The 15,407-nt window shown below is 65.2% G+C and carries 14 protein-coding genes; 3 read left to right on the top strand and 11 right to left on the bottom strand.

Going from position 1 to position 15,407, the window contains the following annotated elements; genetic code table 11:
- Positions 1–55: 55 nt before the first annotated feature.
- Positions 56–511, bottom strand: a complete 456-nt coding sequence (locus AC1DR6_RS08835; RefSeq protein ID WP_476828821.1) for a MarR family winged helix-turn-helix transcriptional regulator — start codon at positions 509–511, stop codon at positions 56–58.
- A 218-nt stretch (positions 512–729) separates the two neighbouring features.
- On the opposite strand from AC1DR6_RS08835, the gene groES reads away from it, so the two are divergent.
- From groES to AC1DR6_RS08820, 3 genes are all read left to right on the top strand, one after another.
- Positions 730–1,017, top strand: a complete 288-nt coding sequence (groES, locus tag AC1DR6_RS08830) for a co-chaperone GroES (RefSeq protein ID WP_476828820.1) — start codon at positions 730–732, stop codon at positions 1,015–1,017.
- A 50-nt stretch (positions 1,018–1,067) separates the two neighbouring features.
- Positions 1,068–2,708, top strand: coding sequence for a chaperonin GroEL (gene groL / locus AC1DR6_RS08825; RefSeq protein WP_476828819.1), 1,641 nt, complete (start codon positions 1,068–1,070; stop codon positions 2,706–2,708).
- Positions 2,709–2,901: 193 nt separating this feature from the next.
- A complete protein-coding gene (locus tag AC1DR6_RS08820) occupies positions 2,902–4,995 on the top strand; it encodes an ABC transporter ATP-binding protein/permease (RefSeq protein ID WP_476828818.1) in 2,094 nt (697 codons plus the stop codon).
- 48 nt (positions 4,996–5,043) lie between these two features.
- On the opposite strand, the gene AC1DR6_RS08815 is transcribed toward AC1DR6_RS08820, so the two are convergent.
- The 10 genes from AC1DR6_RS08815 to AC1DR6_RS08770 all read right to left on the bottom strand — a co-directional run bounded on the left by AC1DR6_RS08815 (position 5,044) and on the right by AC1DR6_RS08770 (position 15,247).
- Entirely contained in the window at positions 5,044–5,520 is a 477-nt protein-coding gene (locus tag AC1DR6_RS08815; protein WP_476828817.1) for an META domain-containing protein, read from the bottom strand.
- Between the two features lie 127 nt (positions 5,521–5,647).
- Positions 5,648–6,634: an ATP phosphoribosyltransferase gene (gene hisG / locus AC1DR6_RS08810; protein WP_476828816.1), complete on the bottom strand. Its 987-nt coding sequence runs from the start codon at positions 6,632–6,634 to the stop codon at positions 5,648–5,650.
- Positions 6,631–7,743: an ATP phosphoribosyltransferase regulatory subunit gene (locus AC1DR6_RS08805; protein ID WP_476828815.1), complete on the bottom strand. Its 1,113-nt coding sequence runs from the start codon at positions 7,741–7,743 to the stop codon at positions 6,631–6,633. Before AC1DR6_RS08805 ends, hisG begins: the two co-directional genes overlap by 4 nt.
- A 183-nt stretch (positions 7,744–7,926) precedes the next feature.
- Positions 7,927–8,214, bottom strand: coding sequence for a GIY-YIG nuclease family protein (locus AC1DR6_RS08800; protein ID WP_476829001.1), 288 nt, complete (start codon positions 8,212–8,214; stop codon positions 7,927–7,929).
- Positions 8,215–8,302: 88 nt separating this feature from the next.
- The gene (hisS, locus tag AC1DR6_RS08795) at positions 8,303–9,913 is read right to left on the bottom strand and encodes a histidine--tRNA ligase (RefSeq protein ID WP_476828814.1); all 1,611 of its coding nucleotides are present in this window, start codon (positions 9,911–9,913) and stop codon (positions 8,303–8,305) included.
- Between the two features lie 285 nt (positions 9,914–10,198).
- Positions 10,199–11,569: a glycolate oxidase subunit GlcF gene (glcF, locus tag AC1DR6_RS08790; protein WP_476828813.1), complete on the bottom strand. Its 1,371-nt coding sequence runs from the start codon at positions 11,567–11,569 to the stop codon at positions 10,199–10,201.
- A 4-nt stretch (positions 11,570–11,573) separates the two neighbouring features.
- Positions 11,574–12,209: a DUF2585 domain-containing protein gene (locus AC1DR6_RS08785; protein WP_476828812.1), complete on the bottom strand. Its 636-nt coding sequence runs from the start codon at positions 12,207–12,209 to the stop codon at positions 11,574–11,576.
- Complete coding sequence (locus AC1DR6_RS08780) at positions 12,209–13,396, bottom strand: FAD-binding protein (RefSeq protein WP_476828811.1); 1,188 nt, start codon at positions 13,394–13,396, stop codon at positions 12,209–12,211. The genes AC1DR6_RS08785 and AC1DR6_RS08780 overlap by 1 nt, the downstream gene beginning before the upstream one ends.
- A gap of 69 nt (positions 13,397–13,465) precedes the next feature.
- Complete coding sequence (locus AC1DR6_RS08775; protein ID WP_476828810.1) at positions 13,466–13,750, bottom strand: GIY-YIG nuclease family protein; 285 nt, start codon at positions 13,748–13,750, stop codon at positions 13,466–13,468.
- 60 nt (positions 13,751–13,810) lie between these two features.
- Positions 13,811–15,247, bottom strand: coding sequence for an FAD-linked oxidase C-terminal domain-containing protein (locus tag AC1DR6_RS08770; protein WP_476828809.1), 1,437 nt, complete (start codon positions 15,245–15,247; stop codon positions 13,811–13,813).
- Positions 15,248–15,407 lie beyond the last annotated feature (160 nt).

Genomic DNA, 15,407 nt, shown 5'->3' with positions numbered 1-15,407 from the left:
ACGATAACGGCCAGGTGCAGCACGCGTCAATCGATGGCAGCGACCGGCTGAATCCTCAGCCGTCGCCGCGTGCGGCCCGGCGCAGCGCCTTCAGCCCATCGCGGGTCTCGCGCCAGCGGGCTTCGCCGATGCCGCCCTCGATCTTCTCCTGAGCGGCGCGCCAATGCGGGATCGCGGCCTCGATCGCCGCCCTGCCCTTCTCGGTCACCGCATAGACTGCCGCCCGCCCACGGCAATCCACCGGCTCGACCATGCCGTCAGCCGCCAGGAGCTGGAGGTTGCGGGTCAGCGATGTCCGCTCCAGCGCGAAGCGCTCGGCCAGCGCGGTGATCGACCTCCACTGGCCGGTGCTCAGCGCCGAAAGCAGCACGAACTGGGTGATCTTCAGCCCGCTCGGGCGCATCGCCTCGTCATAGGCCCGCGTCACGGCACGTGCCGTCATGCGCACATGCAGCGCGACGCAGCTGCGTGCGATGTCGTCGAGACGCGGATCGGGCACGGGTGTCGTCATGTCGCCATCTTAGCGTGGTCTGGGGGTGCTCGCAGCCCTGAAGCGAAAGCGAGAGCGTCGCAGGCGCATTCACTTTGTTGGCCGGCGCTTTCTTGACTCTCGGCAGCCTGTGTCCTATCTCCGCGACATCGTTAGCACTCCCCTAGGGTGACTGCTAACAGATCGGCGATGCCTTCGTGGCACCCGTACTAATTGATACTCGAGAGGAAGACTGAACCATGAACTTCCGTCCCCTGCACGACCGCGTCGTGGTCCGCCGCCTGGAAGGCGAAGAGAAGACCAAGGGTGGCATCATCATCCCGGATACCGCCAAGGAAAAGCCCCAAGAGGGCGAGATCGTCGCCGTCGGCCCCGGCGCCCGTGACGATGCCGGCAAGCTCAACGCGCTCGACGTCAAGGCTGGCGACCGCGTCCTGTTCGGCAAATGGTCGGGCACCGAGGTCAAGATCGATGGCCAGGATCTCCTGATCATGAAGGAATCCGACATCATGGGCATCGTCGGCTAATCGCCACGGCTCGGCACCATCCCGATTTCAATTGATAAGGAGTGGCTTTCATGGCTGCTAAAGACGTCAAATTCTCCACCGATGCGCGCGACAAGATGCTGCGCGGCGTCGACATTCTCGCCAATGCCGTCAAGGTTACGCTGGGTCCCAAGGGCCGCAATGTCGTGATCGACAAGTCGTTCGGCGCTCCCCGCATCACCAAGGACGGCGTCACCGTCGCCAAGGAGATCGAGCTCGCCGACAAGTTCGAGAACATGGGCGCCCAGATGGTTCGCGAAGTCGCGTCCCGTCAGAACGACCATGCCGGCGACGGCACCACCACCGCCACCGTGCTGGCCCAGGCGATCGTTCGTGAAGGCGCCAAGTCGGTTGCCGCCGGCATGAACCCGATGGATCTGAAGCGCGGCATCGACCTGGCCGTCGAGGCCATCGTCGCCGACCTCAAGAAGAACTCCAAGAAGGTGACTTCGAACGAGGAAGTCGCGCAGGTCGGCACCATCTCGGCTAACGGCGACAAGTCGGTCGGCGAGATGATCGCCACCGCCATGCAGAAGGTCGGCAACGAGGGTGTCATCACCGTCGAGGAAGCCAAGACCGCCGAGACCGAACTCGACGTCGTCGAAGGCATGCAGTTCGACCGTGGCTACCTCTCGCCCTACTTCATCACCAATTCGGAGAAGATGGTCGTCGAGCTGGAAGACCCCTACATCCTGATCTTCGAGAAGAAGCTGTCCTCGCTCCAGGCGATGCTGCCGATCCTCGAGGCCGTGGTGCAGACCGGCAAGCCGCTGCTCATCATCGCCGAGGACGTCGAAGGCGAGGCTCTGGCCACGCTCGTCGTCAACAAGCTCCGTGGCGGCCTCAAGGTCGCGGCCGTCAAGGCTCCGGGCTTCGGTGATCGCCGCAAGGCGATGCTCGAGGACATCTCGATCCTGACCAAGGGCCAGATGATCTCGGAAGACCTCGGCATCAAGCTCGAGACCGTGACGCTCGACATGCTCGGCCGCGCCAAGAAGGTGCGCATCGAGAAGGAGAACACCACGATCATCGACGGTGCCGGCGAGAAGTCCGACATCGAAGGCCGCGTCTCGCAGATCAAGGCGCAGATCGAGGAGACCACCTCGGACTACGACCGTGAGAAGCTCCAGGAGCGTCTGGCCAAGCTCGCCGGCGGCGTCGCGGTCATCCGCGTCGGCGGCGCGACCGAGGTCGAGGTCAAGGAAAAGAAGGACCGTGTCGACGATGCGCTGAACGCGACTCGCGCCGCTGTCGAGGAAGGCATCCTGCCGGGCGGCGGCGTCGCCCTGCTTCGCGCGCTCTCCTCGGTCGGCGCCATCGCCACCGCGAATGCCGACCAGAAGACGGGCGTCGAGATCGTCCGCAAGGCGATCATGGCACCGGCCCGCCAGATCGTCGACAATGCCGGCGATGACGGCGCGGTCGTGATCGGCAAGCTGCTGGAGTCGAAGGACTACACCTTCGGCTACAACGCCCAGACCGGCGAGTACGGCGATCTGGTCGCTGCCGGCATCATCGACCCGACCAAGGTCGTGCGTACGGCGATCCAGGACGCGGCTTCCATCGCCGGCCTGCTCATCACCACCGAGGCGATGATCGCGGAGCTTCCGAAGAAGGACTCCGGCATGCCCCAGATGGGCGGCGGCGGCGGCATGGGCGGCATGGATTTCTGAGGAAATCCAGCTTCTCAAAGCTAAAAAGAAGGCCCGGCGCAAGCCGGGCCTTTTTTCTTTGGGCGCATATCCTCGCCTCTGCCTGACCGGAGGATGACAATTTGCTCATCTGAGCCTACCGGCATTGAAAGCCCGCTGCCGCTGCGACATGGTCCGAATCGCGGCCCGATCGTTTCCGCCAGGATTTAAGCCCATGCGTCTGTTGAGCATTCTCGTCGCCGCGCTGGCGGCCGTCGCGCTGGCGGTCGGCCTGCGGGCCGGCGCTGCCGGAACGATCGGCATGGGCGCGGTCGGGCTGGTGCTGGCGGTGGCGACCTGGCGATCGGTCACGATCGCCTATTTCCTGCGGATTTTCTCGACGATCTTCGCGGTCGAATACATCGTCACCGGCGCTGCCGCGGCCCTTGCGCAAGCCGAGTTCTGGCCGTCGTCGCTGGCCGCGCTCGCTCTGCCCACGAGTTTGCCCACGACGATCGCGGTGTTCGGCGTGGTCGTCTACGCGATCTCGTTCGTCGCACCGATCCGGCGCATCGCGCGGCTGGCCTCGCCCTATTTCGAGGATACCGAGCAGACGACGGCGAAGCTGCTCCGCCCCTTCCGCATCGCCTCCGGCCGGCTTGGCGTGGCCATGCTGGTCTTCCTCGTCGTGATCAACCAGTTGCAGGTCGGCATTTCGCTCAGGCTGTCGTTCTTCAACCGCGATTTCTATAACGCGATCCAGGAGAAGGACGCCGACACGTTCTGGTACCAGCTCGTCTACGTCTTCAGCGTCTGGGCCGCGATCGCCGTCATCTCGAACCTGATCGAGATGGTCGCGAACTATGCGCTGCTGATCCGCTGGCGCCGGCATATGGCGGAGGCTTTCAGCCGCGCCTGGCTGCGCAACGCCAACCACTACCGCATCGCCCTCGCCGGCACCTCCGACAACCCCGACCAGCGTATCGCCGAAGACACGCGCGCCTTCGTCAACCAGACCTACAACTACGCGCTGCCACTGCTGACGCAGGTTTCGACGCTGGTGTCGTTCTCGATCATTCTGTGGTCGATCCCGGTCGCCAGCACGGTGCCCGGCACCGATATCGTGGTGCCCGGCTTCATCTTCTGGATGGCACTGATCTATTCGGTGGCCGCCACCTGGCTCGCGCACTTGATCGGCCGTTCAATGATCCCGCTCGAATTCGAGCAGGAGCGGCGCGAGGCCAATTTCCGCTTCTCGCTGGCGCGCCTGCGCGAATATTCCGAGCAGATCGCCTTGATGCGCGGCGAAGTCACCGAGCAGCGCCACCTCAGCGAGCGCTTCGGCGAGATTGTCAGCAACTTCTACCGGCTGATCTGGGCCCGTGTCCGGCTGACGACGTTCACCCTATCCTTCGGGCAGGCCAACGTCGTGGTGCCCTATCTTTTGCTGGCGCCGCATTATTTCGCCGGCAAGATAACGCTCGGCATCATGACGCAGGTCGCCACTGCCTTCGACCGGGTGCAGACGGCGATGTCGTTCTTCATCGACCGCTACCAGTCGATCGCGCAATATGTCGCCTCGATCAACCGTCTGACGACGTTCGAAGCCGCGATCGCGCAGGCTGACGCGCAGGGTCCCAACGGCGGCGCTTCGGCGATCATGCTCGCGCCGGACGGCGGCCCGGACATGCGGATCGAGCGGCTGGCTCTGACGCTTCCCAATGGCGCGCCCATCGTCAGCGCCGACCGCCTGACGCTGCCCGGCGGTCGCTCGACGCTCGTCATCGGCCCCTCCGGCTCGGGCAAGTCGACGTTGTTCCGCGCCTTGTCGGGCGCCTGGCCCTATGGCGAAGGCAAGATCGATACGCCGCAGGGGGCCAGCACGCTGCTGCTGCCGCAGCGCCCCTATCTGCCGCAAGGGTCGCTCCGCGCTGCGCTGGCCTATCCGGCGGAGCCCGACGCCTTCCAGGACAGCGCTCTTCGGGACGCGCTCGGCAAGGTCAATCTCGCCCATCTGGTCGACCGGCTGGACGAGGTCGATCTTTGGGGCCAGCGCCTGTCCGGCGGCGAACAGCAGCGGTTGGCGGTCGCGCGCGCGCTTTTGGCCAGGCCCGACTGGCTCTTCCTCGACGAGGCAACGGCCTCTCTCGACGAAAAGCTGGAAAACGAGATCTACGCGCTGATCCGGGCGGAGCTGCCGCAAACCACCGTGGTCTCGATCGGCCATCGCTCGACATTGCGCGAGATGCATGACGGCATCGTCGCGATGGAGCCGAACGGCGACGGCACGTTTACGCCGAGAGCGGTGGAAAAGCCCGCGGCGGCCTGAGGCCGCTCGGGCGTTCGCGGCCCTGCATGGGATTTAAATTTGCCGGGTTTAGATCGAGCGGTTGAGCTTGATCTCGCCGGCCGCGCCTTTGAGCACCAGGTTGCCATTGGCGATGTCCCAGTTGCGCACGCCGCGCATCGCCAGCAGGAACTGACGCTCGAAGTCCTGAGCGGCCTTGTCGCAACTGCGCTTGGTGACGGCGATCGGACCGACCGCGAAGCCCTGCTGGCGCAGCGGATAGGCGGCGGCCGAGAAGGTGTTGCATCCGGCGAAACCGGTGCCACGCAGATTCTGGTCGATCAGCACGGTCGCGCGGTAGTTGTAGACCGACTTGCCGTTGAGTTCCGTGACGCTCCAACTCGCGCCGAGCGGAAAGGTCTTCTCGACCGGCCCGGTGGGCAGCGGAGCCGGGGCCTCGGGGCCAGGCGCGCGCGGGCGCTTGCCCTGCGCAGCCGCATCGTCAGCCACCAGCAGCGGCACGCTCAAAGCCATCAGAACGGCCGCAAAACCAAGGCGTCGGATCATGATCGTCTTACCTGCATTCATCCGTGCGGCCGCGCCGCCTATCCGAGAAGGTTAACGCCTAGAGGCCAATTGCTCCGGGATCAAGGCGGCACGCGGCCTGTAATGCCAGCGTGCCACAGAATGCTGCTCAGAGGCGGCGCGTCAGCCGCTCCAGCAGCCGGTTCGAGCGGCGAAACACATAGGCCGGCGCGCTGACGGTGATGTCGTCGGCGCCCGCGCGCTCCAGCTCGGCGACAAGGGCGAAGACCGCCCTCTCCGGGCAGTGCAGCGTCGCGGGCGTGCCGGGGGCCGGCGCTCCGAACGGCAGCCGGGCGCCGATGCCGGAGACCAGCGCCGAAAGCTCAGCTGCATCGAGCGCAAGCTTCGCGCGCACCTCGCGGATCGTGCGCGCCTCTTCCTCCGCCGCGATGCGCGACAGGATGGTGCGCACGGCGCTCTTCGCCGTGTCGCTCCACGGCGCGCGAACGGAGGCGACGAGATTGGCTTCCGAGGCCAGCATCACGCCGTCGTCCAGCACTTTCAATGCGTTGGCTGACAGCGTCGCGCCGGTCGTCGTGATGTCGACGACGATCTCCGCCGTGCCGGCAGCGGGGGCGCCCTCGGTCGCGCCAAGGCTCTCGACGATGCGGTAGTCGGACAGGCCATGCTGCGCGAAGAAGCGCCGGGTCAGATTGACGTATTTGGTCGCGACACGCAGCTTGCGGCCATGCCGGGCCCGCATCGTCGAAGCGACATCCTCGAGATCGGCCATGGTCGCTACGTCGATCCAGGCTTGCGGCACCGCGACGACGACATTGGCGTTGCCGAAGCCAAGGGGAGTCAGCATCTCGACCGCCGCATCGGCATCCGAAAGCTGCTCCCTGACGAGATCCTCACCGGTGATGCCGAGATGGGCCGCGCCCGAGGCGAGCTGCGCGACGATTTCGGAGGCCGACAGGAACGCCACCTCGGCGCCGGGCACGCCCGCGATCGTGCCGCGATAGCCGCGCTCGCCACTGGCCTTGACGAATTTCAGCCCGGCGCGACCGAAGAAGGCCGTCGCATTTTCCTGAAGCCGGCCCTTCGAAGGCACGGCCAGAACGAGCGGGGCGTCGTTGCTGTCAGTCTGGCTCATGCCGAGGCTCCCGTCAGACGGTCGAGCCAGAGCGACGCACCGACCGCCGGGATCGCCCTGACAGCACCGAGGCGGCTTAGCACATTGTCGTAGCGCCCGCCGCCGGCGACCGGCTTGCCGTCGTCGCGGGACGGGTCATGCAGCTCGAAAATGAAGCCGGTATAGTAGTCGAGATTGCGAGCGAAGCCGGCCGAGAACTGGATGGCGCCGATATCGACGCCGCGCGCGGCCAGGAAACCAGTGCGTTCGTCGAAGGCATCGAGCTCGCGGGTAAGATCGAGCGAGGCCCGGTCCGCCATAGTGCGCAGCTTCGCAGAGGCGCTGTCCGGATCGACGGATATGCCAAGCACCTGTCCGAGAATCGCCTTGGCGTCCTCGCTGACCGGATTCTCGCGTTCGGCGGCACGCGCCAGGAAGCGCTCGGCGATGTCGGCGGCGCTGCGGCCACCGACCGTCGAAATACCAGCAATGGAGAGCACGTCCTCGACAAAGGCCCGAGCGGCCTTGGGGTCCTGCCCTTCCAGCGCCTTGAGCAGTCCGGCATGGGCGGTATCGCCCTCGGTCGCCGGCGGATCGAGCGCCTGCACGGCCTCCGCGCCCCTGCCCTGCACGATGGCGCGGACGAGGCGACGACGCGCGCCCTGCGGCACCGCAAGGCGATCCAGCAGCGCGCCGAGCAGCGCGACATCGCCCATCAGGATGCGCGGCGCTTGCAACCCAAGGGCGGCGACCGCCTCGATGGCGAGGCCCATGATCTCGGCGTCGGTCGCGGTGAAGTCGGTTCGGCCGAAGGATTCGAGCCCCGCCTGCCGGAACTCGCCGGGCTCGCCCGAACGCATGCGAAAGACCGGCCCGGCATAGGCGTAGGCCGCCGGCTCGGTTGACCCTGAGCCGATATGATCGAGCGCGACGGGGATGGTGTATTCGGGCCGCAGGCACCAATCGCGACCATCGGCATCCTGCGTCATGAAAATGCGGCGGCGGATGTCCTCGCCCGACAGGTCGAGGAAGGCTTCGGCCGGCTGAAGGATCGCGGGCTCGGCGCGCGCATAGCCCTCGCGAGCAAGAAGCGCGATCACGGTCTCGATGGCGGCGCTGGTGGCGGGCAAGGGCTCGATCCTGTTGCGAGCGTCGTCCTAGCAGCGGTGCGAAGGATTTTCGAGGAATTTGAGGGAAATGGGTGAATGGAATTTCGGCGGGGCGGATCGAGCGTCATGCTCGGGCTTGACCCGAGCATCTCATGCCGCAGGAGGCTCCTGCGCTTGACCTGGCACAAGATTCTGGGATCTCCGCTACGCTCCGTCCGAGAATGACTTCGGAAAGAGATCGTCGAACAAATCGCGCCAATCCGGATTAGCGCTCTCGATCAACGCGAGTTTCCAGTCTCGGTACCAGCGCTTCAGGCTCGTCTCGCGCTGGATAGCCAGTGCGATCTCGCCGAACTCCTCAAACCAGACCAACTTATCGAGATTGTACTGTGCGGTGAACGAGCGGCCAGCGATTTGCTTATGCTCGCTCACACGTCGGACGAGATCGACGGTAACGCCGAGGTACAATGTCCCCCTCGGCTTGTTCGTCATCAAGTAGACGAAGGACGGTTCAAGGTTCACGTCATTCTCGAGCGAAGCGAAGCGCAGACCAGAGCTTCTCTGTCCTGAGATGCTCGGGTCAAGCCCGAGCATGACGGCGCATTACGAAATGCCGCGCAAGCACCTTCTTCACGCCCTCGACCAGTTCGGCCATCGGCACGGCGAACTGAGCCTCCGCCTGCTTGGCCTTGTGCTCCGCCGAATCCTTCACGTCGCGCGAGGCGGCGGAAAGTTCGGCGCCGAGGATCAGGTCCTTGATGACGACCATGCCGGCATCCCGCTCGGACGAGCCCTGGATGATCGCGCAGATGGCGCCGCGCCGATCGGCATATTTCATCTGAGCGTTGAAGCCGGAGGCGCCGAGATAGAGGTCGGCGCGGCAGAGCGGCTTACCGTTCTCGCCCTTGGCTTTGCGCAGCTCCGAGACCATGGCCTGGTAGCCCGGCATGAACTCCGGCGACTTGTTGTCCATCGCGGTGACGACGACGAGGGGCAGCTCGTTCCTTGCGTCGACGATGGGTGATTTCACCGCCTTCAGCGCGGAATAGAGCCGGGAAACGCCGATCGAGAAGCCGGTCGCCGGCACAGGCTCTGGCCGGAAGCGGCCGACCAGCCCGTCATAGCGCCCGCCACCCGCGACCGAGCCGAAGCGTACGACCTGCCCGTCATCGTTGGTGACCGGGAAGGTGAGTTCAACTTCGTAGACCGGTCCGGTGTAGTATTCGAGGCCGCGGACGACGGAGGGGTCGATGCGGATGCGATCCGGACCGTAGCCGGAGGCGAACAACAGCTTCGACATTTCGTCGAGCGTATTCACACCATCGTAAAGAGCAGGCTTTTCAGCGGCGATCGAATCCCAAGCGGTTTTGCTGACCGCTCCATCATCTATATCTGTCAGCGTATCTAGAAAGGAGGTTCGACCCTCGTAAGTGCCAAAGTCAGCCTTCATCAGTCCGAGTACAACGCCGGCCTGAGCAACGCTCAGCCCCGCGCCCTTCGTAAAGTCCCCGCTCTCGTCCTTCCGGCCCTCGCCGAGCAGCAAGCGGACACCCTCCGGCCCGAACTTGTCGAGCTTATCGATCGCGCGCAGCACCGTCAGCCGTTGCGCGGCATTCTCCTCGCCACCCAGCCCGATGGCCTCCATCACGCCGTCGAGCACCTTGCGGTTGTTGACCTTCACGACGTAGTCGCCGCGCTTGATGCCGAGCGCTTCCATCGTGTCGGCGGCGAGCATGCAGATCTCGGCATCGGCCGCCACGCTTCCCGCCCCGACGATATCGGCGTCGAACTGCATGAACTGGCGGAAGCGACCCGGCCCCGGCTTCTCGTTGCGGAAAACGTAACCGGCGCGATAGCTGCGATAGGGCTTCGGCAGCGCCTCGAAATTCTCCGCGACATAGCGGGCGAGCGGCGCCGTCAGATCGTAGCGCAGCGAAAGCCACTGCTCGTCATCGTCCTGGAAGGAGAAGACGCCCTCGTTCGGGCGGTCCTGGTCGGGCAGGAACTTGCCGAGCGCGTCGGTATATTCGACGAAGGGTGTCTCTACGGGATCGAAGCCATAGACCGAGAAGCTCTCGCGGATGACGGCAAGCATGCGCTCGGTCGCGGCGACATCGGCCGGGCCGCGATCGACAAAGCCGCGCGGCTGGCGGGCCTTCAGCTTGGAAAGAGCGGGCTTTTCGGCGGACATGGGCGCAACTCTGACGATTAACGATTGTTGAATGGCGGGTTAGACCGTGCGAGCGCGAGGGGCAAGCGCGTTGCCTTCCCCGTTTGCGGGAGAAAGAAGCTCGACGAAGCCAAGACCGATGAAAGCCGCACGACGTCTCCGTCATTGCGAGCGTAGCGAAGCAATCCAGGGGCGGCAGAGCTCGACGTCCCCCTGGATTGCTTCGTCGCTTTGCTCCTCGCAATGACGGATAGGGCAGCAAGGCCGCCCATCCGCTGCCGGACCCTGCCCTCGGAGAGAAGAAGACTATTCCGCCGCCAGCGCCTGCACCCGCACCGGCCGATCCTCGATGCCCGCCCGCGCGAGCTTCTCCGGCAAGGGTCCGCCGGTCGCCCAGTCCAGCAGTTCGGCGGTGTGGACCACCGGAGTTGTCGCGCCCTTGTCCGCAAGGCCCTTCGCGAGCTGCGTCATGCAGCCGATATTGCCGGTCGCGACCAGCATCGGCTTCGTCCGCTCGATGTTGCCGATCTTGCGCTCGCGCAGTTTGCCGGCCAACTCCGGCTGGAGGATGTTGTAGACGCCGGCCGAGCCGCAGCAGATATGGCCCTCCGGCACCTCCTTGACGCGAAAGCCGGCGCCAGTGAGCAGGCGTTTCGGCCCGTCCTTGAGCTGCTGGCCGTGCTGCATCGAGCAGGCGGAGTGATAGGCGATCGGCATCGCGACATCCCGCACCGGTGCCAGTTCCAGCGTTTCCAGGAATTCGGTGACGTCCTTGGCCAGCACCGAGACCTTGGCCGCCTTTTCGGCGTAGGCCGGCTCGTTGCGGAACAGGAAGCCGTAATCCTTGATCGTCGTGCCGCAGCCGCTCGCGGTGATCAGGATAGCGTCCAGCCCCTCGCCCTCGATTTCGGCCATCCAGGCGTCGATGTTACGGCGCGCGAAGACGAGCGCATCATGCTCCTGCCCCATATGGTGGACGAGCGCGCCACAGCAGCCCTCCCCCTTCGGCAGCACGACCTCGACGCCGTGGCGGTTGAGCAGCCGGATCGTCGCTTCGTTGATCGCGGGGTCGAGCACAGGCTGGGCGCAGCCGGAGAGCAGCGCGACGCGCTTCCTGCGCTCAGCCGGCGGCGCGAAGCTCCGCGGCCCTTCCATGGCCGAACGGGTCGGTATGCGCGTCGGCGCCAGCGCCAGCATCGCCTTCAAGCGGGGGCCGATAACGGGCAGCACGCCCAGCACAGGCGCCAGCGGCTTGGCGATGAGGGCTGCCAGCATCGCCGCGCGGAAGCGGCCCGGATAGGGCAGAACCGCCGCCAGCACCTTGCGAAGCAAGCGATCATGCCAGGGGCGGTCGTAGGTCTCCTCGATATGCGCGCGAGCGTGATCGACGAGGTGCATGTAGTTCACGCCCGAGGGGCAGGTCGTCATACAGGAGAGGCAGGAGAGGCAGCGGTCGATATGCGTCACAACTTCCGGCGTCGCAGGCTTGCCGTTCTCCAGCATGTCCTTGATCAGGTAGATGCGGCCGCGTGGAGAATCGAGTTCGTCGCCGAGCAGCAGATAGGTCGGGCAAGTCGCGGTGCAGAAGCCGCAATGCACGCAGGTCCGCAGGATCTTCTCGGAGGCCGGCATGCGCGGATCGGCGGCAAGGCCTTCCGGGCTGAAATTGGTCTGCATCGCTTTAAGCTCCGCCTTGCCAGGTCTTGATCCAGTCCATCGGCCAGAGCAGCATGATGACGTTGAGGGTGAGGTTGTCGCGGATCAGCCAGCCGACGATGAGCTCCATCGCCAGCGCGCTCGACACCGTCAGCCAGACCGGCGCGAACCGGGCGATGATGAAACCCAGCACCATCGACAGGATGTCGCTGATCGAATTCAGGACGCTGTCGCCGTAATAATCCAGCGAGATCGTCGCCGAACGGTAATGCTCGATCACGGCCGGCGAATTCTCGGTGATTTCCCACGCGCTCTCGACCACGATCGACAGCAGCAGCGCGAGGCCGAAGGAGAGCGGCAGGCCGGTGAAGCGCCGGATGAGCCAGAACAGCCCGTAGAACAGGAAGCCGTGGATGATGTGCGAGAAGGTGTACCAGTCCGCGATGTGCTGCGAGTTCTCGGACGACTGCACGGTTCCGTGCCAGAACTTGACATAACCGCATTTGCAGATCGGCTCGCGGCCCATCCAGAGCAGGATGCTCGCGGCGATGGCGACGAGCAGTGCGGCGAGAGCGACCAAAGCCCAAGGTCTCAGGTCGTTTGGCGCCCACCCCTTCGGATCTGCAAGCGGTTCGGAAGAGCGCGTGTCGGCGAATGTCATCAAATCCCCGCATACATCCGGCCAGGCTCGAAAATGCCCGCAGGATCGAAACTTGTCTTGATGCCGGCCGTGATCCGCATCAGCGGCGCCGCCAGCGGCTGGAAGACATCGACGCCGGCCCGCAGCGCATCCGGCGCCCGCACCAGCGTAGCATGGCCGCCGAGCGGCTGAATCGCCGCACGGATGATGGCAGCGCAAGCATCGCCGACGCTAGGGATGCCGAGCCAGATCAGCCCACCGCCCCAGTCGTAGAAACAACGCGCGGCGGGTAGGGCGCGCGTAATCTCGGCAACAAGCTGCGGGGCGTCGCACGGTTTTAACGAGAGCCGCCAGACCGCTTCGCGCGAGCCAGCGAAGATCGCGGCATCGCGGATCGAGCACCAGAGCGCAGCGACGGCCTCGCCCTCCAGCCGATCGGGCACGCCATAGTCGCCGAGCAGCAGCGCGAGTTCGTTGGCGCGGTAGTCGACCGAGTCGGAGAAATTTTCCAGACGCAGCAGGGTCAATGCAGCCTCGTCGGCTATTCCGGCCGGCAGATGCGCCGCCGCCATCGGCTCGAAGGGCGAGCCTAGTGCCTTCGACAGCAGTGCAACTCCCACTTCGTCGGTCAGGCCGCGCCATTGCAGCGTCGCGATCCGATCCGGCTTCGGCAGCACGCGAAAGGTCACCTCGGTCAGGAAGCCGAGCGTGCCATGGCTGCCGGCGACGAGCTTCACCAAATCCAGCCCGGTGACGTTCTTCATCACGCGCCCACCGGATTTGATCATTTCGCCGCGGCCGTTGACCAGTCGGATACCGATCAGGGAGTCGCGCGCGGCGCCGGCATTGATGCGGCGCGGGCCGGAGATGTTGCAGGCGGCGACCGCTCCGATCGTCGGCTCGCCCTCGCTGCCATACAGCGCGCGATGGTCCATCGGCTCGAAAGGCAGCATCTGGCCACGCTCGGACAGGGTCTCCTGCACTTCGCGCAACGGCGTGCCGGCACGGGCGGCGATGACCATTTCGGAAGGCTCATAGAGTGTGATGCCGGTCAGGCCCGCGCTCGACAGTGTGCTTGCCGCTTGGGCAGGCCGGCCGAGCCCGGAGCGCGTGCCGCCGCCACGCAGGGTGAGCGGGAAGCGAGACTCGATCACGGATTTCACAACGGCGCAGGCCTGCGCCTCGGTGGTGGGGGTGTGAACGATCACGTGACGTTCCCTGTCATTCCGGGGCTTCGCGGAGCGAAGAACTCGGAACCCACGACCGGGTGAGCGCGCTCAAAACAGTCCGTCATAGAGATCTCTCCATTCCGGATTGTGCTCTTCGATCAGCGCGATTTTCCATGCCCTGCGCCACTTCTTCAGCACCTTTTCGCGGTCGATCGCTTCTTGAATATTTTCGTAGGACTCGGACCAGACCAGCCGGTCCACATCGTAGCGGCTGGTGAAGCCGATATTCTGCTTAGATTTGTGCTCATAAATTCGCCGGGCTAGGTCGTTCGTCACACCGAGGTACAGCGTCCCGCTCTTTTTGCTGGCCATGAGGTAGACGAAATAGCCCATGCAACTCACCCAGTCGTGGGTTCCGGGTTCTCGCTACGCGAGCCCCGGAATGACAAAGGGTCACGCCGCCACCCGCCCTTCGAGCGGGAACACCTTCGCGGGGTTCAGCAGCCAGCGAGGATCGAACACTGCTCTCACCCGCATCTGCTGGTGCAAATCGGCCTCGTTAAACTGGAACATCATCAGGTCGCGCTTCTCGATGCCGACGCCATGCTCGCCTGTCAGGCAGCCGCCGACTTCGACGCAGAGCTTGAGGATGTCCATGCCGGCATCCTCCGCTTTCTGCGCCTCGATCGCATCGTTGCAATTGTAGAGGATCAGCGGGTGGAGATTGCCGTCGCCGGCGTGGAAGACGTTGGCAACGCGCAGCCCATAGCCCTTCACGATCTCGCCCATGCGCTTGAGCACATAGGGCAATTGGCCCGTGGGGATGGTGCCGTCCATGCAGATGTAGTCGGCGATGCGCCCGGTGGCGCCGAAGGCGGATTTGCGGCCCTTCCAGATCGCGGCGGACTCCATCGCGGACTGGCTCTCCTTGACTGTCTTGACGCCATGCTCCCTGGCGATGGCGACGATGCGGGCGAGCTGGGCGTCCATTTCCGTGTCCGAGCCCTCGACCTCGATGATCAGCAGCGCCTCGACATCCATCGGATAGCCGGCATGCGCGAAAGCCTCGCAGATCTCGATGGCCGGTTTGTCCATGAACTCCATCGCGACTGGGATGATGCCGGCACCGATGATCGCGGCGACCGCCGCACCGGCCTGCTCGGAGGTCGGGAAGCCGAACAGCACCGGGCGCGCGCCCTCGGCCGACCGCAGGATTCGCACCGTCGCCTCGGTAACGATACCGAGCTGGCCTTCCGAGCCATTGATCAGGCCGAGCAGGTCGTAGCCCGGCGAATCGAGATGGCCGCCGCCGATCTCGACGATCTCGCCATCCAGCGTGACCAGCGTGACCCCAAGCACGTTGTTGGTGGTCACGCCGTATTTCAAGCAATGGGCGCCGCCGGAATTCATGCCGATATTGCCGCCGATCGAACAGGCGAGCTGCGAGGACGGATCGGGCGCGTAGAAGAAGCCCTCGTTTGAAACGGCGCCCGTCACCGCGAGATTGGTGACGCCGGCCTCGACCCGCGCGATGCGATTGGCATAATCGATCTCGATGATACGGTTCATCTTGGCCACGCCGATGACCACCGCGTCCTCCTGCGGGATCGCGCCGCCGGCGAGCGAGGTGCCGGCGCCGCGCGGCACCACCGGCACGCCCTCGTCCCGGCAATAGCGCAGCACGGCCGCGACCTGCTGCGTGGTCTGCGGCAGCACGACCGCGAGCGGCATGCGGCGATAGGCGGTCAGCGCGTCGGTCTCGTAGGGGCGGCGCTCGTCGGCGCTGGTGATCAGCGAGGCCGGCGGCACGAGCCGCGCGAGGCCGGCGACGATCACGTCGCGGCGGGCGAGGATGCCGGCGTCGGGAATGGGGAATGCGATCGCGGACATGGCTCTCTCGGACTGTGGCGCTGCCCTTTCCGTCATTGCGAGCAAAGCGCAGCAATCCAGGAGGCGACAGAACTCAAGGTGGCCCTGGATGGCTTCGCTTCGCTCGCAATGACGGCGTTGCGTCAGGACTCTAGACGAATTCCAACACGCTTGTAGCGTG

The organism is Allobosea sp. P5_A5 (assembly GCF_056400625.1).
Note: the sequence above shows the minus strand (reverse complement) of the source record. Positions and strands in the feature narration are given on the sequence as shown.